At 63.9% G+C, this 20,997-nt stretch carries 16 protein-coding genes and 1 pseudogene; 2 read left to right on the top strand and 15 right to left on the bottom strand.

Annotation, left to right across the window (positions count from 1 at the left end; all coding sequences use genetic code 11):
- Window positions 1-288 precede the first annotated feature (288 nt).
- From V1280_RS01045 to urtA, 9 genes are all read right to left on the bottom strand, one after another.
- Entirely contained in the window at window positions 289-798 is a 510-nt protein-coding gene (locus tag V1280_RS01045) for a GNAT family N-acetyltransferase (RefSeq protein WP_334518209.1), read from the bottom strand.
- Between the two features lie 279 nt (window positions 799-1,077).
- Window positions 1,078-2,190, bottom strand: a complete 1,113-nt coding sequence (locus tag V1280_RS01040) for a polyamine ABC transporter substrate-binding protein (RefSeq protein WP_334518208.1) — start codon at window positions 2,188-2,190, stop codon at window positions 1,078-1,080.
- A 6-nt stretch (window positions 2,191-2,196) separates the two neighbouring features.
- Window positions 2,197-3,375: an aminotransferase gene (locus V1280_RS01035; protein ID WP_334518206.1), complete on the bottom strand. Its 1,179-nt coding sequence runs from the start codon at window positions 3,373-3,375 to the stop codon at window positions 2,197-2,199.
- A gap of 7 nt (window positions 3,376-3,382) precedes the next feature.
- Window positions 3,383-3,709, bottom strand: a complete 327-nt coding sequence (locus V1280_RS01030; protein ID WP_254130714.1) for a rhodanese-like domain-containing protein — start codon at window positions 3,707-3,709, stop codon at window positions 3,383-3,385.
- Between the two features lie 172 nt (window positions 3,710-3,881).
- A complete protein-coding gene (locus V1280_RS01025) occupies window positions 3,882-5,810 on the bottom strand; it encodes a potassium transporter Kup (protein WP_334518202.1) in 1,929 nt (642 codons plus the stop codon).
- A gap of 156 nt (window positions 5,811-5,966) precedes the next feature.
- Entirely contained in the window at window positions 5,967-7,865 is a 1,899-nt protein-coding gene (locus V1280_RS01020; protein WP_334518201.1) for a potassium transporter Kup, read from the bottom strand.
- A gap of 173 nt (window positions 7,866-8,038) precedes the next feature.
- On the bottom strand, window positions 8,039-8,866 hold the full coding sequence (locus V1280_RS01015; protein WP_334518200.1) for a flagellar motor protein MotB: 828 nt from the start codon (window positions 8,864-8,866) through the stop codon (window positions 8,039-8,041).
- A 23-nt stretch (window positions 8,867-8,889) separates the two neighbouring features.
- Window positions 8,890-9,663, bottom strand: coding sequence for a motility protein A (locus V1280_RS01010; protein WP_334518198.1), 774 nt, complete (start codon window positions 9,661-9,663; stop codon window positions 8,890-8,892).
- A gap of 287 nt (window positions 9,664-9,950) precedes the next feature.
- Entirely contained in the window at window positions 9,951-11,228 is a 1,278-nt protein-coding gene (gene urtA / locus V1280_RS01005; protein WP_442895097.1) for an urea ABC transporter substrate-binding protein, read from the bottom strand.
- A 452-nt stretch (window positions 11,229-11,680) separates the two neighbouring features.
- Here urtA and pdxR point away from each other — a divergent pair, with 452 nt between their 5' ends.
- Entirely contained in the window at window positions 11,681-14,296 is a 2,616-nt protein-coding gene (gene pdxR / locus V1280_RS01000; protein ID WP_334518196.1) for a MocR-like pyridoxine biosynthesis transcription factor PdxR, read from the top strand.
- 12 nt (window positions 14,297-14,308) lie between these two features.
- On the opposite strand, the gene V1280_RS00995 is transcribed toward pdxR, so the two are convergent.
- The 5 genes and pseudogenes from V1280_RS00995 to V1280_RS00975 form a co-directional block, all read right to left on the bottom strand.
- A complete protein-coding gene (locus V1280_RS00995; protein WP_334518194.1) occupies window positions 14,309-15,133 on the bottom strand; it encodes an SDR family NAD(P)-dependent oxidoreductase in 825 nt (274 codons plus the stop codon).
- Between the two features lie 15 nt (window positions 15,134-15,148).
- Window positions 15,149-15,868: an RraA family protein gene (locus tag V1280_RS00990; protein WP_334518192.1), complete on the bottom strand. Its 720-nt coding sequence runs from the start codon at window positions 15,866-15,868 to the stop codon at window positions 15,149-15,151.
- 122 nt (window positions 15,869-15,990) lie between these two features.
- Complete coding sequence (locus tag V1280_RS00985; protein WP_334518190.1) at window positions 15,991-16,875, bottom strand: CDP-alcohol phosphatidyltransferase family protein; 885 nt, start codon at window positions 16,873-16,875, stop codon at window positions 15,991-15,993.
- Between the two features lie 87 nt (window positions 16,876-16,962).
- A pseudogene (locus V1280_RS00980) lies at window positions 16,963-17,688 on the bottom strand (phosphatidylserine decarboxylase); the annotation flags it as partial.
- 57 nt (window positions 17,689-17,745) lie between these two features.
- Window positions 17,746-19,701: an ABCB family ABC transporter ATP-binding protein/permease gene (locus V1280_RS00975; RefSeq protein ID WP_334518188.1), complete on the bottom strand. Its 1,956-nt coding sequence runs from the start codon at window positions 19,699-19,701 to the stop codon at window positions 17,746-17,748.
- 200 nt (window positions 19,702-19,901) lie between these two features.
- Here V1280_RS00975 and V1280_RS00970 point away from each other — a divergent pair, with 200 nt between their 5' ends.
- A complete protein-coding gene (locus V1280_RS00970; protein ID WP_334518186.1) occupies window positions 19,902-20,507 on the top strand; it encodes a TIGR00730 family Rossman fold protein in 606 nt (201 codons plus the stop codon).
- 4 nt (window positions 20,508-20,511) lie between these two features.
- Here V1280_RS00970 and V1280_RS00965 read toward each other — a convergent pair whose 3' ends face one another.
- Window positions 20,512-20,889 carry a VOC family protein gene (locus V1280_RS00965; RefSeq protein WP_334518184.1) on the bottom strand — a complete coding sequence of 126 codons (378 nt, stop codon included), beginning with the start codon at window positions 20,887-20,889 and terminating at the stop codon, window positions 20,512-20,514.
- Window positions 20,890-20,997: the final 108 nt, after the last annotated feature.

The raw sequence follows: 20,997 nt of genomic DNA, 5'->3' as shown, positions 1-20,997 counted from the left end.
TGAGGACGCGCTCGGACTGTCTGATGCCATCCCCGCACCTGACGTATTTATCGATCGTTACAGTATGATAACGACAACGTTACCGCTCACATGCTTTCGAGACATGTGCATCGCGCATCGAAGGCGGCGATAGCGCAAACACTCTGCCGCCTTCATTGCTCCGGCAAGCCTGCGTCGACCTCGGCCTGAACAATGCATTCCCAGGCTGCGATAAAAACCGGACTTGCGTTCTTCATCGGCGGCCAGAAGCGCTCGGGTATCGTGCCTGCTGAGACGCTCTTCATTCTTTCAACATATCCGGAGCGCGTAGTAATTTGAGTGAGCCTCGCCGCCTGGGTCCCATGAGGCCGCGCGCTGGAAGCCCATCCTTTCGTAAAGTCGATGCGAGGCCGTCAGTGCGTTGTTGCTGGACAAGCGGATGCGATCGTATCCCGCACTCCTTGCAAAGGTGATGAGTCCATCGGCAATCGTCCGTGCGATCCCGCGGCCCCGGTAGATTGAGGCGACAAACATGCGAACCATCTCGCACTCTCGATCGTCGAACCGCTTGATTGCGCCGGTGCCGATGATTGCGTCTTCGGCAATCGCGCACAAAAAGAGAGCCCGATCGGCGTAGACGGTGTCCGCGTTGTCGACGTCCGACAGACGCGAGTAGATGAAGTCCCGGACGAAGGAGTCCGGGTGATTGTGAAAATGCTCACGCCAGACGGACTCGATGAGCCGACGGACCACTGGCCCGTCGCCAGGCCGGAACGGCCGAATTGTCCAGTTTGGTTCGAGGGGTGTTGGCACCGCCATGCGCATTATCGTCGTGCTTGGTTCGGGAAGGCGGCAGGATACACTTCTGCTCCTGTTTTGCCCGACGTGTCAAATGCCCGGAGCCCGATTCAGCGACGTGCCCGACGGCTCACTTCGTGCAGCGGACGAAGTGCCGCGAGTCCGTTTCGCCTGCGGGGCGATTCAGCCAAGCCGCAGTTCGACTTAAGCACCGTCACCGCCGACAGCGCGAAGATCGCGGTTCTACTGTGCATGGGGTTGTTTTGCGGAAATGAGTTTCCGGGGCGATCCCGGAAACGACTACCGCCCCGTCTTCACCTTGGTCCAGAGGCGGTTGATGATGCGCTGGGTCGCCGGGTCGCGGGCGGTGATGACGAACAGCTTTGCGAGCGTGGCGTCGTCCGGATAGATGTTCTTGTCGTTCAAAATTTTCGGATCGACCAGCTTCTGGCTGGCGAGGTTGCCGTTGGCGTAGGACAGGAAGTCCGAGTTCTTGGCGGCGACATCCGGGCGATAGAGATAGTTGATCAGCTCGTAGGCTTCCTTGACGTTCCTGGCATCCGCGGGGATCGCGAGATTGTCGAAGAACATCTGCGCGCCCTCCTTCGGAATGGCATAGCCGATCTCGATGCCGCTCTTGGCCTCGGCGGCACGGGCGCGGGCCTGCATGATGTCGCCGGACCAGCCGACCACGAAGCAGATCTCGCCGGTGGCGAGCGCGCTCAGATATTCGGACGAGTGGAATTTTCGCACCGACGGACGAACCTTGGCGACGATGTCGGCGGCCTTCTCCAGATCGGCCTGCTTGGTCGAGTTCGGATCGAGCCCGAGATAGCTCAGCGCCGCCGGAAAGATGTCGTCGGCGGAGTCGAGCATGTGGACGCCGCAGTCTTTGAATTTTGCCAGGTTCTCCGGCTTGAAGACGATGTCCCAGCTGTCGATCTTGGCGTCCGCCCCGAGGATCTGCTTCACCTTGGCGACGTTGTAGCCGATGCCCGTCGTGCCCCACATGTAGTTCGCGGCAAAGTCGTTGCCGGGATCGTAGGTCGCAAGATTCCTGGTCACCATCGGCCAGGCGTTGGCGAGGTTCGGCAGCTTCGACTTGTCGAGCTTCTGGAAGATGTTCGCCTTGATCTGGCGCTGCAGGAAATAGGCGGTGGGCACCACGACGTCATAGCCGGACTTGCCGGCCATCAGGCGGGTCTCCAGCGTCTCGTTGGCATCGAAAGTGTCGTAGACCACCTTGATGCCGGTCTCCCTGGTGAAGGCCTCGAGGACGTCGGGCGCCATGTAGTTCGACCAGTTGTAGAAGTTGACGACCCGCTCCTCAGCGCCTGCGGGAGGCGAGAGGAACGTCAGCGCTGCGGCGATTGCAAAACCAAGGCAAAGCCTGAAGCGGCTGACATTCGTCATCTCGGTCTACCTCTTGCGTCCGCGCACCGCGTCCGACAGCCGCTCCAGTGCGGTGTCCAGCGTCTGGTCCTTCTTGGCAAAGCAGAAGCGGACCACCGAGGTCACGGGGTCCTGCTCGTAGAACGCCGAGACCGGGATCGCGGCGACCTTGTAGTCTTTCACGATCCGCCAGCAGAACTCGGCGTCGCTCTCGTTGAGCCCGAGCGGCGACAAATCGACGGTGAGGAAATAGGTGCCCTGCGACTTCAGCACGGGGAAGCCGAGGCTCTCCAGCCCCCTGGTCAGGCGGTCCCTGCTCCGCGTCAGATCCTTCCGCATCGACCGGAAATACTCGTCGGGCTTGCCGAGGCCGTAGGCGACGGCGGCCTGGAGGTTCGGCGCGGTCGTGAACGTCAGGAACTGGTGCACCTTGGCGGCGACGCGCAACAGCGGCGGCGCGGCGCAGACGAAGCCGATCTTCCAGCCGGTCAGCGAGAAGATCTTGCCGGCCGAGCCGACCTTGATGGTGCGCTCGCGCATGCCGGGGATGGTGATCAGCGGGATGTGCTTGTGCTCGTCGAAAGTGACGTGCTCCCAGACCTCGTCGCAGATCGCGATGACGTCGAACTCCTGGCAGTAGCGCGCCAAGAGCTCGAGGTCCTCGCGCGGATAGACCACCGCGGAGGGATTCAAGGGATTGTTGAACAGCACCGCCTTGGTCTTTGAATTGAAGACGCTTTTCAGCATGTCCTCATTCAGCCGCCAGTGCGGTGGCTCGAGGCGGACGAGGCGCGGAATGCCGCCGGCCTGGCGGATGATCGGCAGATAGGAATCATAGACCGGCTGGAAGCAGACCACCTCGTCGCCGGGCTGCACCACCGACAGGATGGCCGAAGTCAGCGCCTCGGTGCCGCCGGAGGTCACCATCACCTCGCTCATCGGATCGAGCTTGAGGCCGTGCCAATGGCCGTAATGGGTCGCGATCGCCTGGCGCAGCTCCGGGATGCCCATCATCGACGGATACTGGTTGTAGCCGTTGAGCGAGGCGTCGGCGGCTGCGCGGCGGATGTCCTCGGGGCCGGGATCATCAGGGAAGCCCTGACCGAGATTGATGGCGTTGTTGTCGCGCGCGGCCTGCGACATCGCCTCGAAGATAGTGACGGGAAGGTCGGCGAAGACCTTGTTCAGCGAAGAGCTCTTGGTCATCGCGACGTTAGCCACCGACCTTGCTGGGGAGCCCTGCCGCCTTCCAGCCGAGCATGCCGCCGGCCAGATGCTTGTCGTAAGGCAGGCCCGCCTCCTGCGCCGCGAGCGAGGCGGTCACCGAGCGCTTGCCCGAGCGGCAGGCGAACACGACCTCTTTGCCTTGCGGATCGGGAATCGCCTTGGGATCGAAGGTCGAGAGCGGCACGACCACGCCGTAGGGGTAAGCCTCGGCCTCGACCTCGTTCGGCTCACGGACGTCGACGAGCAGATAGCGGCCCTCCGCGACACCCTTGGAAACCTCCTCGGGGGTCAGATCCTGTACTTGATTTGCCACATCATCCTCCAACGTCGCAGGGCGCTTGCCGGGGCGATCCCGGCCGGCGGGCAACCTCGCCTCTCAGGCATCGAAAATCAAGCGCTACAAAGGCTTGAGCTGCCTTGCGCAAGTTAAAGCTAAATCGCAGCGACTTGAAGTGCGCTTTGAATCCCGGCCCTAGATCGTGACCTTAAATCGTGACCTGCGTACCGACCTCGACGACGCGGCCAGAGGGGATCTGGAAATAGTCGGTGGCATCGTTGGCGGAGCGGCTGAGCGAGATGAACAGCCGGTCCTGCCAGCGCGGCATGCCGGAATGGGCGGCTGGCTTGAGCGCCCTCCGCGACAGGAAGAACGAGGTCGACATGATGTCGAACTGCCAGCCCAGCTTGCGGGCGATGGCGAGGGCCTTCGGCACGTTGGGCGATTCCATGAAGCCGAACTTCAGCGTCACCTTGGAGAAGGTCGGGCTGATCTGCTCCAGCTTCACCCGCTCGGCCGGATCGATGCGCGGGGTCTGCGCGGTCTCGATGGTGAGAATGACATTCTTTTCGTGAAGCACTTTGTAGTGTTTCAGACTATGCATCAGCGCGGTCGGCGCGCTCAGGGGATCGCTGGTCAGGAACACGGCGGTGCCGGGCACCCGCTGCGGCGGCCGCTTCTCCAGCATCGCCACGAGGTCGGCGAGCGGGAATTCGAGCTTGCGCGACTTCTCGAACAAGAGCCGGCTGCCGCGCCGCCACGTGTACATCATGAGGATCATGAGCGCACCGAGCGCCAGCGGCACCCAGCCGCCCTCGAATACCTTGAGCAAATTGGCGGCCAGGAAGGTCAGGTCGAGGAACAGGAACGGCGCGATCAGGGCTGCAGCCCACAGCGGCGACCACTTCCAGGCCTTCCAGATCACGACAAAGCCCATCATCCCGGTGACGACCATCGTGCCGGTCACGGAGATGCCGTAGGCGGAAGCGAGCGCGCTGGAGGAGCGGAACAGCAGCACCATCATGATCACCGCAACCAGCAGCAGCTGGTTGATGCGCGGGATGAAGATCTGGCCGGAATGGGCTTCAGACGTATGACGAATTTCGAATCGGGGCAGCAGCCCGAGCTGGATCGCCTGCCGCGTCAGCGAATAGGCGCCGGTGATGACGGCCTGGCTCGCGATGACGGTGGCGGCCGTGGCCAGCACGACCATGCAGCCGCGAATAATGCCTTGCGGGAAGAGCTGGAAGAACGGGCTCTCGATCGCGCCGGGATCGCCGAGGACGAGAGCGCCCTGCCCCAGATAATTCAGCGCCAGCGACGGCAGCACGATGAACAGCCAGGCGGTCTGGATCGGCCGCTTGCCGAAATGGCCGAGGTCGGCATAGAGCGCCTCGGCGCCGGTGACCGCCAGGAACACGGCACCCAGCGTCACAAAGCCGATGATGCCGTGGTGAAACATGAAGGACACGGCATAGAACGGGTTCAGCGCGAGCAGCACCTGCGGCTGCGCGATGATCGGATGGATCGCGGCGACCGCGATCACCGCGAACCAGACGCACATCACGGGTCCGAAGAACGCCGCCACGCGGGCAGTGCCGCGCGACTGCACGGCAAACAGGAACACCAGGATCACCACCGTCAGCGGCACGATATAGGGCTCGAAGCGCAGCGTGACGTCTTTCATGCCTTCGAGGGCCGACAGCACCGAGACCGCAGGCGTGATCACGGCATCGCCGTAGAACAGGGCGCCGGAGATGATGCCGAGCAGGACGATGGTCGCCCCGCCGGTGCCGACCGCGCGCTGGGCCAGCGCCATCAAGGCCAGCGTGCCGCCCTCGCCGTTGTTGTCGGCGCGGAGCAGGATCACGACGTATTTGAGCGTCACCACGATGATCAGCGCCCACAGGATCAGGGACACCACGCCGAGAACAGCCGCCGACGTCGGCGCGCCTTCAGCGCCTGAGGCCGCCATCACCGCCTCGCGGAACGCGTAGAGCGGGCTGGTGCCGATGTCGCCATAGACCACGCCGATGCTGCCGAGCGTGAGCGCACCGAAACCGGCGGTGGTGTGGGCATCGCCATGCCCATTGGCCGCCGCCGTTTCCGGGGCGGGAACTGCTACGTCACTTGTCATGGGAGAGCCTGGTGGCCTCAAAAAATGCTTCACTGCACAACGGCGGAGGAGCGCGCGCGGCTTATAGTCCTGCGCTGCCGGCATAGCCTAGCCCGATTCTGGGCCCATGGCATGCAAAATCCGCATGGGTCCGCCAATTGCGTCCCAACGGAAGGTTCAGATGGTGACTTGGGTTCCAACTTCAACCACCCGCCCGGTCGGAATCTGGAAATAGTCGGTGGCGTCATTGGCCGAGCGGCTGAGCGCGATGAACAGGTGGTCCTGCCAGAGCGGCATGCCCGACTGCGCCGACGCCTTCAGCGAGCGCCGCGACACGAAGAACGACGTCGACATGATGTCGAACTGCCAGCCCTGCTTGCGCGCGATCGCGAGCGCCTTGGGCACGTTCGGCTGCTCCATGAAGCCGAAGCGCAAGCGCACCTTGGAGAACTTCTCGCTGATCTTCTCCATCTTGAAGCGCTCGGAGAGATCGACCCGCGGCGTGTGCGCGGTCTCGATGGTCAGGATCACGTTGTGCTCGTGCAGCACCTTGTTGTGCTTGAGATTGTGCAACAGCGCGGTCGGCACGAAGGCGGGATCGCTGGTCAAAAACACCGCCGTGCCCTTGACGATGTGCGGCGGCCGCTTCTCCAGGCTGCGGATCAGATCGTCCAGCGGCACCTCGATCCGGCGCGTCTTCTGGATCAGGATTCCCGAGCCGCGCCGCCAGGTCCAGATCGTCCCAGCCATCGCGGCACCGAACAGCAGCGGCACCCAGGCGCCTTCGAGCAGCTTCAGCAAATTGGCGCTGAAGAAGGTCATGTCCACCATGACGAAGGGCAGGATCACGACAGCCGCGGTCGCGGCCTTCCAGTTCCACAATTTCCAGATCACCACAAAGCCCATGATGCCGTCGGCGACCATGGTGGTGGAGACCGCGATACCATAGGCCGAAGCCAGATTGCTGGGCGTGTGGAACAGCAGCACCAGCAGCATCACGCCGATCAGCAGCAGCCGGTTGACGCGCGGCAGATAGATCTGGCCGGCATGGGTTTCGGACGTGTAGCGCACCTCGAAGCGCGGCAGGAGGCCGAGCTGCACTGCCTGATAGACCAGCGAATAGGCGCCGGTGATCACCGCCTGACTGGCGATGACAGTGGCTGCGGTTGCAAGCCCGACCAGCGGCAGCAACAGATGCTCGGGCACCATGCGATAGAAGGAATGCTCGATCGCGCTTGGATCGGACAACACCAGCGCGCCCTGCCCGAAATAATTGATCAGGAGCGACGGCAGCACGAAAAACATCCAGGCCGACTGGATCGGCTTGCGGCCGAAATGGCCGAGGTCGGCATAGAGCGCCTCGCCACCGGTCACGGCGAGGAAGACCGCGCCGAGCGTCACCAGGCCGATCGTGCCGTGCGATAGCAGGAATTGGAACGCATAATAGGGATTGATCGCAGCCAACACCGACGGATCGTCGGCGATGTGAATGACGCCCAGCACCGCCAGGATGGTGAACCAGATGACCATCACCGGCCCGAAGGCCGAGGCCACCAGCGCGGTCCCCTTGCTCTGGACAGCGAACAGCAGCACCAGGATCAGCACCGTCAGCGGCACGACATAGTGCTCGAACGCGGGCGTCGCGAGCTTGAGGCCGTCGACCGCCGACAGCACCGAGATCGCCGGCGTGATCATGGAATCGCCGATGAACATGGAGGCGCCGACCACACCGAGCGCGAGCAGGAACCAGCTCCGCCGTCCCAGCGCGCGCTGGCCGAGCGCCATCAGCGAGAGCGTCCCGCCCTCCCCGTTATTGTCGGCGCGCAGCAGCAGCAGCACGTATTTGGCGGTGACGACGATCAGCAGCGCCCACAGGATCAGCGACAGCACGCCGAGCACCATGATCCGCGTGACCGGCTCGCCATGAGCCGCGCCCCTGACCGCCTCGTGGAACGCGTAAAGTGGCGAGGTGCCGATGTCGCCGAAAACGACGCCGATGCTCCCGAGCGTGAGGGACCAAAAGCCCGAGGTGACCGGCCCTTCCTGGGTCTCGGTCGATGTGATGCTCGCCGTCATGAGGGTGGAAAACGCTTCATCCCTGGAATTGATCCGGCGCCTTTTGACGCTTCCGGCGCGCCTGTCAATCGGCCCACCACCATAGCAGGCGCCGCGCGAGATGCTGTGACGGCGTGGCCACGTTCATCGCCTTCGCGACGAATAGCCTCAGGTAAAATGGTAGCGCAAGAGGTTCAGGGCTTCAAGTTTGGCGGCAGTGGCGGATCTTCACGCATCAGCGTGATGGTCACACGGCGGTTAGCGGCCAGCGACGGATCGTCCGGGAACAGCGGCTGGGTGTCCGCCTTGCCGGAGACGGCGAAGACGTGCGACGGCGGCAGGCCCTCGCGTTCGAGGATCTGGCGCACCGCGTTGGCGCGGTCCGCCGACAGGTCGAAGGCGCCGTAATCGCTGCGGGTCGGCACGAAGCCGGCTGCAGTGTGGCCGGCGATGGAGACGCGCAGAGGGGTCGCTTTCAGCGGGATCGCGAGCTTCTCGATCAGGCGGCGGGTGCGGTCGTAGGGCACCTTGGAGCCGTCCGCGAACATCGAGCGGCCGTCCTGATCGACGATCTCGAGATTGAGGCCCTGCTTGGTCTCCTCGAACATGATGTGCTTGGACATCTCGGTCAGTTCCGGCATGTCCTGCAACGCCTGGCGCAGCGAGGCCGCGGCGAGCGCGAAGTTGCGGTCGACCTTGATCTTGGCACCTGACGTCTTGTCGCGATCCTCCTGGTCCGGCGTCGGCGTGTTGGAGGATTCCTCAGGCTGGATGTGGTCGACGTTCTTCAGGCGCGCGCGGGTCGGCAGGCCGTCGGATTCGATGATGCCGGCGTAGCGCGCTTCGCTCTGGACGCCGAAGGCCTCGCGCATGGAGCCTGCGACGATCTTCAGCTTGTTGGCGTCCTGGGTGGAGAATGCGACCAGCATCACGAAAAACGCCAGCAGCAACGCCATCAGATCGGCGAACGTCACGAACCAGCCGTGCCCGCCGTGTGCTTCCTCGCGTTTTTTCTTTGCCATCGGTCAGATCCCGACGTCCGCCGTTACGCCGGAACCGGCTCGCCTTCGGCGTGGCGGTGCTTCTCGGGCAGATAGGCCAGCAGCATTTCGCGCACCAAAGTCGGGCTCTTGGAGTCGCGGATCATGAGGATGCCGTCGATGATCAGCGTGCGATTGGTTTCCTCGTCGATCAGCTTGCCATGCAGCTTGTCGGCGATCGGCAGGCAGAGCAGGTTCGCGACCAACGCACCATAGAGAGTTGCCAGCAGGGCGGTCGCCATGAACGGGCCGAGCTTCGAGGGATCCGACATGTTCGAAAACATCTGCACCATGCCGATCAGCGTTCCGATCATGCCGAACGCAGGCGCGCAGTCGCCGACGGCGCGATAGATCTTGCTGCCTTCGTTGAGATGCAGCAGGAAATTGTCGCGGTCGCGTTCCAGATTGTCCCTGATAAAATCGAGGTCGTAGCCGTCGGCGACGTAACGGATGCCCTTGGCGAGGAAGGGCTCGTCGGTCTCGACCTTTTCCAGGCCGACCGGGCCCTGCTTGCGGGCGATCTCGGCGATGCGGGCGAGCTCGTCGACCAGGTCGTGCGCCGACAGCCGGCTCATCGTGAAGGCGAACTTCATGCCGAGCGGCAGGCCGTGCGCCAGCGCCGACAGCGGAAAGCGGATCATGGTCGCCGCGGACGATCCACCGAAGATGATGATCGCAGCATGATCGCTCATGAACATGCCGATATCGCCGCCCAGAAACACCATCGTCGCGATGACGATCAAGCCCGCCACGAGGCCGGCGCCCGTCATGATATCCATGGAAGTCTCCAAAGCGAACGCAACAACGGCCGTCCTGGCCGATGGCGCGGTCCAACCCCGAACCGCATCGGAAACCCTAGAGCGCCGCCCTTAAAGCCGCGTAAAGGTTAAGTTCAGCCGATGCGACGGAGCGGCGCGGGGCGCTGAACGGACGGCGGCTTTGCCGTTCTGCGACATCAATCTCAACGCTTTGCTAACCATGATCGCGCGGCGCCGGCGCGCGTCAGCTCCGATGGCAGATCGCTCTGCCACCGGAGCCTGTCACCGCGAAAGCTGTCGTCAGGAGATCAGTTCGCAGCGAAGCGCGGGGTCGAGCAGCCGCCGCAGACCCAGGGCCAGGACCAGTCGGCGACCTTGCCCTTGTTGGCCTCGACATAGGGGCTCCAGGCGTTTGGCGGCAGCGCCTTGCTCTTGTGGACGATGCTGAACTGGCCGTCAGCCTGGATCTCGCCGATCATCACGGGCTTGGCCATGTGATGGTTCGGGCCCATCACGACCTCGAAGCCCGACGGCGACTTCACCTTTTGGCCGATCATGGCCTGGCGCACCGCATCGACATTGGTGCTGCCAGCCTGTTGCACCGCTTGCACCCACATGTGGAACAGGATGTAAGCCGATTCCATCGGATCGTTGGTGACGCGCTTCGGGTTCTTGGTGTAGGCGCGCCATTTGGCGATGAAGGCCTTGTTCTCTGGCGTGTTGACGGACTGGAAGTAGCTCCAGGCCGCAAGATGCCCGACCAGCGGCTTGGTGTCGACGCCGGCGAGCTCTTCCTCGCCGACCGAGAAGGCGATGATGGGAATGTCGGTCGCCTTGACGCCCTGGTTGCCGAGCTCCTTGTAGAACGGCACGTTGGCATCGCCGTTGACGGTGGAGACCACCGCCGTCTTTTTGCCTGTGGTGCCGAACTTCTTGATCGCGGCGACCTCGGTCTGCCAGTCACTGAAGCCAAACGGCGTGTAGTTCTCCAGGATGTCCTCATCCTTGACGCCCTTGCTCTTGAGGAAGGCGCGGATGATCTTGTTCGAGGTCCGCGGATAGACGTAGTCAGTGCCTTCGAGCACGAAGCGCTTTACCTCGCCGCCTTCCTTCGACATCAGGTACTGCACGGCCGGGATCGCCTTGTTGTCCGGCACCGAGCTGCCATAGAAGATGTTATAGGAGGCTTCCTCGCCCTCATATTCGAGCGGATAGAACAGCAGCCCGTTCAGCTCCTCGAACACGGGCAGCACGGATTTGCGCGACACCGAGGTCCAGCAGCCGAACACGGCCGCGACCTTGTCCTTGGTCAGGAGCTCGCGCGCCTTCTCGGCGAATAGCGGCCAGTTCGAGGCGGGGTCGACCACCACCGGCTCGATCTTCTTGCCGAGCAGACCGCCATGGGCGTTGACGTCGGCGACCTCCATCAACATCAAATCCTTCAAGATCGTCTCGCTGATCGCCATGGTGCCGGACAGAGAGTGCAGAATGCCGATCTTGATCGTGTCTTCTTCCGCCTGTGCCGGCGCACCGAGGGCCATCAGAAGCGGGACCGCACAGATCCTGAGGTAGCGTGCAATGGACATTGCAGGAAATCTCCTGTTCGAGAACGCGCTCGATTGCGGCGGGCTGCCACACGCAGCCGCTCGTCGATCGCCTGACGAAACGCTCGCACGCGCATGGTCCGTCACCGAGAGCCGCGTCCTGAAATTGCGATAGCTCCATTTCGGCGGACGAATCTCCGGAGCGACTGAACAGAATCTGGACACGAGACCACGGAACGGACGTTTCCGCGCCAGCGAATTGCGCGTGCTCCAGGCAAGCAGTGGGGAAAACCATGCATCAGAGGTCCAGTGTCTCTTCCGACGATGGGTCCAGTTGCAGACTGGACTGGTCCAACCGCATCCATTGTACCGAAATTGGCGCGAGAGCGGCCGATTACCCAGAAAACTGGACCCTTTCGGCCTGATTTCACCCTGGCCCTCGCCTTGCATTGATCGCGTCATCGCACGTTCAACCACTCATTACGATCACCTCGATGCAGCTCCTCATCTTGCTCGACAGGACAAGGCATGAATCCCTCACCGAGCAGCTCGTGGAGCAGATCCGGCAGGCGATCGCCAAAGGTCGCATCGCGCGCGGCGCCCGGCTGCCGTCATCGCGCAATCTCGCCGACCAGCTCGGCATCTCCCGCAATACTGTGGTCCGCGCCTATGAGAACCTGATCCTCGAAGGTCATGCCGAGGCCCGTCCCGCCTCCGGAATCTTCGTGGCAGAACTGACCTCGACGCCCGCGAGCCAGTGGCAGACGGCTGGTCCGGCTCTCGAACGACCTTCCATTGCGCCACCGCCGCCCTCGGTCGATCTCGATTTGAAACGCCTCGCGGCCCGGAAGGATCGCCGCCTGACGGTCGACTTCGCGCTTGACCAGACCAATCCCGTAATCTTTCCGCTCAAGACTTGGCGGCGTCTCGTTCAAACTCACCTTGCCCACGGTGCAACGTCGCACTTTGCGGCCACGAACGATCCTGCCGGCTTGCCGGAACTGCGCGCTGCGATCGCCCATCACCAGAGCACGGCGCGCGGACTGGCCGTGGATGCCGCACAGATCATCATCACCAGTGGCCGCACCGAGAGTCTGAACCTGATCGCGCGTATGGTGCTGTCCTATGATGCGCGCGTGGTGATGGAAGACCCCGGTCACCTCGGCGCCTATCTGTCGTTCCGGTCGGCGGGCGCACGGATCATCTCCTGCCCGGCCGACGAGAACGGATTGGTCACCGATCTCCTGCCCGAGCGCGGTTGCACAGCGGTCTATGTCACGCCGTCGCACCAATTTCCGACTGGCGTTCTTCTGTCCACTCAACGCCGCAAGTCACTGGTGGCCTGGGCGCGCCGCAACGGCAGCCTGATTGTCGAGGACGGGTTTGGCGACGAATTTCAAGACGAAGGCACGCAGCTCGAGCCACTGTCGCTATTGGCGCCCGATTGCACGCTCTATGTCGGTGATTTCGCCGCATCGCTCGGAAGCGGATTAAGCCTCGGCTATCTGATCGTTCCGCAGCGCTACGCCGAAGCCGCGCGGCTGACCAAGACGGCTCTCAATGCCGGCGTGTCATGGCTCGATCAGGCGGTGCTGGCTGAGCTGCTGTCGAGCGGCAGGTACGCCTCCCACTTGCAACGGGTGCGCGCGCATTGCCGCTCCAGCCGCAACACCCTGGTCGCAGCATTGCGGCGGTGGTTCGGCGACGTGACGCTTGGCGGCGGCAATGCCGGCCTGCAATTGTTCTGGCAATTGCCGCCTGGCGTACCGCAAGCGCGGATCTTCGAGAATCAGGCGCGCCGCGGTCGCATCGGGGTCTATAGCCTGGACTTCGCACCCGTGCACGATGGCGAGACCGGCTCCATGGCGAAGCGCGGCATCCTGCTGGGCTTCGGCGGGCTCAGCGAACGCCAGATCGAGAGAGGCATTGCAAAACTATCCGACATAGTCGACGACGCACTCGACGACCATGTCACTGAAGTCGGCCAGCTCCTCATAGACCTGCCGCCGGATCGCCCGCCAATTCCCACCGCACGAATCCGCGGCATGGCGGCCTCAGCAAAAAAACACGCGCCGGCTCTAACCGTACGGCGTGCGACCAGACCAGACTTCCAGACCTTCGCGCCATTCGAACACGGGTCTGCCATGCCGCTCCTGAAGAGCATCTACCACTATCCGGTCAAGGGATTGAGCGGTCAGCCGCGCACCAGTGTCGCGCTCGTCAAAGGCAAGCCATTCCCGCATGACCGTCAGTTTGCGCTTGCGCGCCCCGGCGTTCCCCTCCAGGCCGACAATCCGCGCTGGGCGAAGAAAGGCCTTTTCGTCATGCTCATGCTCGAAGAGGCCTTGGCGAAGGTCAATACCCATCTCGACCCGGAAACGCTGCAATTCGATATCCGCGCGGGCAACCAGACGATTCTCACGGTCAACCTCAACGAGACCGGCGCGAAGACGGCGATCGAAGACTATTTTCATCAACTCGTCCCGGCGCTGCCGGCACCGCCGACCCTGATCCGGTCGAAGGACGGTCACTTTATGGACAAGCCTGACAGCGTGATCTCGCTGATCAACCTGGCGACGCTGCGCAGCCTGGAGGAACGCTGGGGCACCGAGATCGATCCCTTGCGTTTTCGCGCCAATCTCTACGTCGACACGGGCCGTCCCTGGGAGGAGTTCGACTGGATCGACCAGGAGATCAGGCTCGGTGACGTCACCTTCCGGGTCGACCGCCGCAACGGCCGCTGCGGCGCCACGAACGTCAACCCCGCCTCCGGCGTGCGCGACATGGACATTCCGAGCTCGCTGCGGGCGACCTTTGGTCACAAGGACGTCGGCGTCTATCTCACGGTCGAAACGAGTGGCACGATCTCGGTCGAGGACCAGCTGACGCGGCCGTTTAGCGCGGCGAGGATGCCGGCGCCCGCGGCGAAGCTGAATGGAAGCGCTGGCCGCCGCTTCATCTGCCGCGGTTGCTACTACATCTATTCCGAGGATGCCGGCGTGCCGACGGATGGGATCTCGCCCGGCACGACGTATCAGCAATTGCAAGAGAGCTACCGCTGCCCCGACTGCGGCACCGACAAGGGCAAGCTCAGGCCTCATGTGGCCTGACGACAGCCGCCGTCAGGACGACAGGCCCGCGAGCTCCAGACTCAGCGCGCGCAGGCGCCTGCGCGCATCGGCGTCATAGGCCTGCGGATTGGCGCGCGCCTCGTTCATGCCGTTGAAGAACAGGCCGCTCTTGGCCGCGACGTCGTCGCCCTGGACCAGATGCAGGATCGCAGCACCTCCCTGCTCCACCGTCGACATCGGCGTGATGCCGCCGGCGCGCACCATCGTCGTATTCATGTAGGTCGCCGGATGCAACGAATTCACGGTGATGCCGGCGTCCTTGAGCTCGGCAGCGAGATCGATCGTGAACATGATCTGCGACAGCTTGCTCTGCGCATAGGCGCGCGAGCCGCTGTAGCCCTTCGTGATCATGACGTCGTCGAAATCAACCGGATGCTGGCCGAGCGAGGCGACATTGACGATGCGCGACGGCGCGGCGGCCTTCAGCAACGGCAGCAGCAGATGGGCCAGCAGGAAGCCCGAGAGATAGTTCACGGCAAAGCGCAGCTCGTGACCGTCGCGGCTCTCTTGCCGTTGCGAACCGCCATTCTGCGAGCCGATGCCGGCGTTGCTGACGAAAACATCGAGGCGTTGATGATCCCGTGTCACGACCGCGGCGAGCGCGCGCGTGCCAGCCATCGACGACAGATCAGCCTGATAGAAGGTCGGCGCGATGTGGCCGGCCTTCACGATCTCATCGATCAGCGCTTCCGCCCGCGCCGCGTCGCGGCCGTGGATCAGGACGTGCGCGCCTTCGGCGGCAAGACGGGTTGCAACATAGCGTCCGACACCGTCGGTCGAGCCCGTGATCAGAACCGTCCTGCCGCGCATGTCCATGGAGCTACTCCGAGATCAGTGGATCTCCGCCGAGCGCTTCAGCGCGGCCTTGAGCTTCTCCAGCGAGAAGTCCGGGCTGCGTGCGATCTCGAGGATCGGCGTCTCGCGGCGGCCGCAGAGCTCGGCGGCCTCGGGGAGTTTTGCTGCGACGTCGAGCGGGATCACGATGGCGCCATGCTGGTCGGCGTGGATCAAATCATCCGACTTCACGGTCATGCCGGCGACGCGCACCTCGCCGCCGAAGCTCTCGGCATGCACCCAGGCATGCGACGGGCCGATCGAGCCGGCCAGCGCCTGGAAGCCCGGGGCCCATTGCGGGATGTCGCGGATCGAGCCGTCGGTGATGACGCCGAGACAACCGAGCGCCTTGTGCACGTTGCTCTGCACCTCGCCCCAGAACGCGCCGTAGCCGACGTCGGGACCGTCGATGTCCTGGATCACCGTGATGCGCGGCCCGTGGCCGGTGCCGACATATTCGTAATATTCGATGCGGCGCTTCGACTGTTCTTCGGCCGGCAGCGACGATTTCAACACCGAGCGGATCGCGACGGTGCGGGCATAGCCGACGATCGGCGGCAGATCCGGGAACGGGCAGACCAGCTGCTTGGTGGTGTAGCCGATCAGGCGGCGCTCGGGCGCCACGATCTCCATGGCGTTGCAGATCGTCGGGGTGTCGTAGCGGCCCAGCGCTTCGAGGACGGAAGCGGGCAGCGGCCCGGTCGCGGTATTGGTCACGGCGTTATCTCCCAGATTGGCGGCCGCTGTCGGCGCGGTGCCGCCGGCACAGGGCGATATAGCCGATATCGGGCCTCAACCCAACTCAGGCGCTCTCATGGCAGATATCCGTATGCGATCGCTCAGTGCAGCCGTCCCGGCCGGTCGTCCTCGTCGTGCGGCGGCTCAGACAGGCTGGCCATTGTCGGCGCCGACGGCGGCGACGAGACCTCGCCACCCGCAGGCGCCACGGCTTCCGTCGCGCGGGCCTGATCGCGGTAGGATTTGTAGCCGAGCGGCAGGCCGAGCAGATAGAGCACCGTGCCGACCGACAGCACGTGCCAGGGATAGGCGATCAAAATCGCGATGAAGACGATCACCGCAACGAACGCGGGCAGCACCAGTTCGGGCGACACCCGCATGCGCTTGGTCTTGCCTGAGAACACCGGCAGCCGCGACACCATCAGGAAGGCAATCACCAGTGTATAGGCCGCCGTGACCGCAACGGGCCAGCGGCCGAGATCGAGAAACGCCGCGTAGATCGGCAACATCACGGTGATGGCGCCGGCCGGCGCCGGCATTCCGGTGAAGAAATTGGCGGCGAACGCCGGCTTGTTCGGATCATCAAGCGTGGCATTGAAGCGCGCCAGACGCAGGCCACCGGAGATCGCGAACACCATCGCGGCGATCCAGCCGGCATTGCCGAGCTCGTGCAACTGCCAGAAGTACAGCATCAGGCCGGGAGCGACGCCGAAATTGACGAAGTCGGCGAGGCTGTCGAGCTCGGCGCCGAATTTCGACTGCCCCTTGATCAGGCGCGCGACGCGGCCATCGATGCCGTCGAGCGCGGCCGCGAACACGATGGCGTAGACGGCGAGCGACATCCGCCCCTCGATCGACAGCCGGATCGAGGTCAGGCCGGCGCAGATCGCCAGCAGCGTGATGACGTTGGGCACCAGCATCCGCACCGGGATCGGGCGGAACCGCCGGCGGCGAATATCGGGATCTCGGTAGTCGTAGGGCGTCATTGGCTCGTCCTCACCTGAAGGCGAGATATAGCAAGCCGTTTTCCCCTCCGCCATTGCGGCGGAAGGCGCCCGACAGCGGCTTCTTGGTTAATTGGCGCGATAGGCGCGGTTCGGGTCGTCTCCGGTGAGATCGGCCAGAATGGTCTCGCCGGCGATCGCGGTCTGCCCTTCCGAGACCAGCGCCTTGGTGCCAACAGGCAGGTAGACGTCGAGCCGCGAGCCAAAGCGGATCAGGCCGAACCGCTCACCGGCGCCGACCGCCTGCCCTTCCTTGACGAAGCAGACGATGCGCTTGGCGACGAGGCCCGCGATCTGGATCACGCCGATGCGGCCCTGCGGCGACGAGATAACAAGCGAATTGCGCTCATTGTCCTCGCTCGCCTTGTCGAGCTCGGCATTGATGAACAGGCCGGGCCGATAGGCAATACGATCCACCCTGCCCGCGATCGGACTGCGGTTCACATGGCAATTGAACACGCTCATGAATACCGAAATGCGCGGCAACGGCCGGTCGCCGAGCCCGAGTTCGGCCGGCGGCAGTGCCATGGTGAGCATCGAGACGCGGCCGTCGGCGGGCGACACCACGAGCCCGTCGCGCACCGGCGTCACACGCACGGGATCGCGGAAGAACAGCGCGCACCACACGGTGATGATCGTGCCGATCCACCCCAGCGGCGACCAGAGCCAGAACAGGACGAGGCTTGCCAGCGCAAAGCCGCCGATGAAGGGATAGCCCTCCCTGTGGATCGGCGGGATCTGACGCTGGATCGAATCGAGAATGGACATCGCTATCTGCCGCTCAGGAGTTGCTGGCGCGGGTCGTCTCGCGCGGTGGGGTTGTTTAGGCCAGAGTTGGCACTGGAGACAAGGTCACTCCGCGGCCGCCTGCGCCGTGAGGGCGTCCTCGACAGGGGGCGGCTCCCGGTTGGGCGCCTCGCTGCTGTCGGCCATCCGGGCCAGTTTCTCGCGTGCGGCCTCGGCCTCGCGCTGCCTGTTCCACATGCTGGCGTAGAGCCCGCCCTGTGCGAGCAGGCTGGCATGGGTGCCGCGCTCGGCGATGCGGCCCTGGTCCAGCACGATGATCTCGTCGGCACCGACGATGGTCGAGAGCCGGTGGGCGATCACGAGCGAGGTGCGGTTCTTCGCCACGCGGTCGAGCGCGCCCTGGATCTCGTGCTCGGTATGGGTGTCGAGCGCCGAGGTCGCCTCGTCCAGCACCAGGATCGGCGGTGCCTTCAGCACGGTGCGCGCGATCGCGACGCGCTGCTTCTCGCCGCCGGACAGTTTCAGGCCGCGCTCGCCGACCTGGGTCTCGTAGCCCATCGGCGCCATGCGGATGAAATGGTCGATCTGCGCCAGCCGCGCCGCCTCCTCGACCTCGGCATCGTCAGCGTCCCAGCGGCCGTAGCGGATGTTGTAGCGAATGGTGTCGTTGAACAGCACCGTGTCCTGCGGCACCATTCCGATCGAGGCGCGCAAGCTCGCCTGTGTGACCTCGCGGATGTCCTGGCCGTCGATCAAAATCTTTCCGCCGGAGATGTCGTAGAGCCGGAACAGCAGCCGCGAAATGGTCGACTTGCCGGCACCGGACGGACCGACGATCGCCACCGTCTTGCCGGCCGGCACCTCGAAGCTGATGCCTTTGAGGATCGGCCGCGTCGGCTCATAGGCAAAGCGCACGTCCTCGAAACGCACCGTGCCGGCGGAGACGACCAGCGGCTGCGCGCCGGGCTCATCCTTGATCTCGGCCTCGCGGCCGATCACGCCGAACATCTTCTCGATGTCGATGATCGCCTGCTTGATCTCGCGATAGACCATGCCCATGAAATTCAGCGGCTGGTAAAGCTGGATCATCATCGCATTGACCAGCACGAAATCGCCGACCGTGTTGGTGCCGTTGCGCACGCCGATCGCGCACATCAACATGGTCGCGGTCAGGCCCAGCGTGAAGATCACGGCCTGCCCGGTGTTGAGCACCGCGAGCGAGGTGTAGGTGTGGATGCTCGCGTCCTCGTAGCGCGCGACCGACTTGTCATAGCGCTGCGCTTCGCGGACCTCGGCGCTGAAATATTTGACCGTCTCGTAGTTGAGCAGCGAGTCGATCGCCTTGGTGTTCGCCTCGGTGTCGGAATCGTTCATCTTGCGGCGGATGCCGATCCGCCACTCGGTCGCGATGTAGGTGTAGTACATGTAGACCGTGACCGTGATCAGCGTTGCGGCCACGTAGCGCCAGTCGAACTGCCAGAGCAGCACGGCCATCAACAGCGTGACCTCGACGATGGTCGGGATCAGCTGCAGGATCACCATGCGCACGATGACCTCGATGCCCTCGCGGCCGCGCTCGAGCACGCGCGTCAGGCCGCCGGTCTTGCGCTCGAGATGAAAGCGCAGCGACAGCTCGTGCATGTGAACGAAGGTGATGGTGGCGAGCTTGCGCACCGCGTGCATGGCGACTCTGGCAAAGATGCCGTCGCGCCATTGCGTCAGCACCGCCATCACGATGCGCATGACGCCGTAGCTCGCGGTCAGGAGCAGCGGCGACGCGATCACCCAGAGATGCCAGTTGCTGGCTTGCACCGGCGCGGTGTTGGCACCCGTGAGCGCGTCGGTTGCCCATTTGAAGCTGAATGGCACCGTCAGCGTGATCAGCTTGGCTGCGAGCAGCAGCACCATCGACCAGACCACGCGCATCTTCAGGTCGTAACGGTCGCCCGGCCAGATATAGGGCCACAGATGCGCCAGCGTGCCCATCAGGGTGGCCCGCTCCAGCGGTCCGCCGGCAGGCTCGGGCACGTCGGGGACATCTGGCAAATGAGGTGGGCTCATCAAGAAACCTGAAGGCCCGCCGGATGCGGGCGCGTTGCGATTAACTGTTTTCGCTCGTCATATAGAAGCTTCCGGGGGCCAGCGCACCCCGCCAGATGGCGAATCCTCGATTGTTTGTCGCCATTTACCGGTAGATTTCCGGGTGACCCGAATCACCGATTGGGCTTGACGCCCCTTCGCTGCAATGCATCATGGCACCAATGAGCACGATCAAAACCGTCTGTGTCTATTGCGGCTCCGGTCCCGGAACCAATCCCCACTTCACCGAAGGCGCCAAGGCGTTCGGCAAGGCGCTCGCCGAGAACAACATCCGCCTGGTCTATGGCGGCGGCTCGCTTGGCCTGATGGGCTCGGTCGCGACCTCCGTGCTCGATCACGGCGGCACCGTCACCGGCATCATTCCTGAGTTCCTGCGGAAGCGCGAGAATGCGCTCACCCGCGTGCAGGAAATGATCATCACTCCCGACATGCACGAGCGCAAGCGGCTGATGTTCGAGCGCTCCGACGCCTTCGTGGCGCTGCCGGGCGGCGTCGGCACGCTGGAGGAGCTGGTCGAGCAATTGACCTGGAAGCAGCTCGGCCGTCACGCCAAGCCGGTGCTGCTCGCCAACATCGACAATTTCTGGGAGCCGCTGTTCTCGTTGCTGTCGCACATGCGCCAGACCGAGTTCATCCGCGCCGGCCTGTCGGTCGATATCCTCAAGGCTGATCGCGTCGAGGATATCCTGCCGAAGCTGAAGTCCGCCGTGGCCCAGATCGCCGAAGCGGAAAAGCAGCTCGCCCCGGAAGTCGCGCGCAAGCTCTGACGCCCTACTCGCTCGGAAACGTCACCGCCTCGATCCGGTTACCATCAGGGTCGACGACGAAGGCTGCGTAGTAACGCACGCGGTCGTGTGGGCGAATGCCCGGCGCGCCATCGGATGCGCCGCCGCTCGCAAGCGCGGCCGCATGAAACGCGTCGACTTCGCCTGTTGTCTTCGCCCGCAGGCAGATGTGCACGCCGCTCTCCGGGGCTACGCGCGGCATCGCCTCGCGCAGATTGATCCAGAATTCGGGATAGGTCTTGCCGAAGCCGACCGTGCGCTGCCGTGTGACCAGGCGCGTGAGGCCGAGGGCGGCGAGCGTGGCTTCATAGAACCTTGCCGAGCGTTCGAGCTCGCTGACGCCGACGGAGATGTGGTCGATCATGTGCCGTGCTCCCTCCCCTCGTCATTGCGAGCGTAGCGAAGCAATCCAGAGTCTTTCCGCGGAGGCAGTCTGGATTGCTTCGCTACGCTCGCAATGACGGTGTCTAAT

It is taken from the genome of Bradyrhizobium sp. AZCC 2230 (genome assembly GCF_036924495.1).
GTDB classification, from domain to species: domain Bacteria; phylum Pseudomonadota; class Alphaproteobacteria; order Rhizobiales; family Xanthobacteraceae; genus Bradyrhizobium; species Bradyrhizobium rifense.
The sequence above is the reverse complement of the archived record's forward strand: the minus strand, read 5'-3'. Positions and strand labels throughout refer to the sequence as shown.

Coding starts and splice junctions, on each gene's coding strand:
- pdxR (WP_334518196.1), top strand. CDS start 11,681: ATGCAGCTCCTCATCTTGCTCGACAGGACAAGGCATGAATCCCTCACC.
- V1280_RS00970 (WP_334518186.1), top strand. CDS start 19,902: ATGAGCACGATCAAAACCGTCTGTGTCTATTGCGGCTCCGGTCCCGGA.
- V1280_RS00975 (WP_334518188.1), bottom strand. CDS start 19,701: ATGAGCCCACCTCATTTGCCAGATGTCCCCGACGTGCCCGAGCCTGCC.
- V1280_RS01020 (WP_334518201.1), bottom strand. CDS start 7,865: ATGACGGCGAGCATCACATCGACCGAGACCCAGGAAGGGCCGGTCACC.
- V1280_RS00965 (WP_334518184.1), bottom strand. CDS start 20,889: ATGATCGACCACATCTCCGTCGGCGTCAGCGAGCTCGAACGCTCGGCA.
- V1280_RS01045 (WP_334518209.1), bottom strand. CDS start 798: ATGGCGGTGCCAACACCCCTCGAACCAAACTGGACAATTCGGCCGTTC.
- V1280_RS01035 (WP_334518206.1), bottom strand. CDS start 3,375: ATGACCAAGAGCTCTTCGCTGAACAAGGTCTTCGCCGACCTTCCCGTC.
- urtA (WP_442895097.1), bottom strand. CDS start 11,228: ATGTCCATTGCACGCTACCTCAGGATCTGTGCGGTCCCGCTTCTGATG.
- V1280_RS00985 (WP_334518190.1), bottom strand. CDS start 16,875: ATGACGCCCTACGACTACCGAGATCCCGATATTCGCCGCCGGCGGTTC.
- V1280_RS01015 (WP_334518200.1), bottom strand. CDS start 8,866: ATGGCAAAGAAAAAACGCGAGGAAGCACACGGCGGGCACGGCTGGTTC.
- V1280_RS01025 (WP_334518202.1), bottom strand. CDS start 5,810: ATGACAAGTGACGTAGCAGTTCCCGCCCCGGAAACGGCGGCGGCCAAT.
- V1280_RS01040 (WP_334518208.1), bottom strand. CDS start 2,190: ATGACGAATGTCAGCCGCTTCAGGCTTTGCCTTGGTTTTGCAATCGCC.
- V1280_RS00995 (WP_334518194.1), bottom strand. CDS start 15,133: ATGGACATGCGCGGCAGGACGGTTCTGATCACGGGCTCGACCGACGGT.
- V1280_RS01010 (WP_334518198.1), bottom strand. CDS start 9,663: ATGGATATCATGACGGGCGCCGGCCTCGTGGCGGGCTTGATCGTCATC.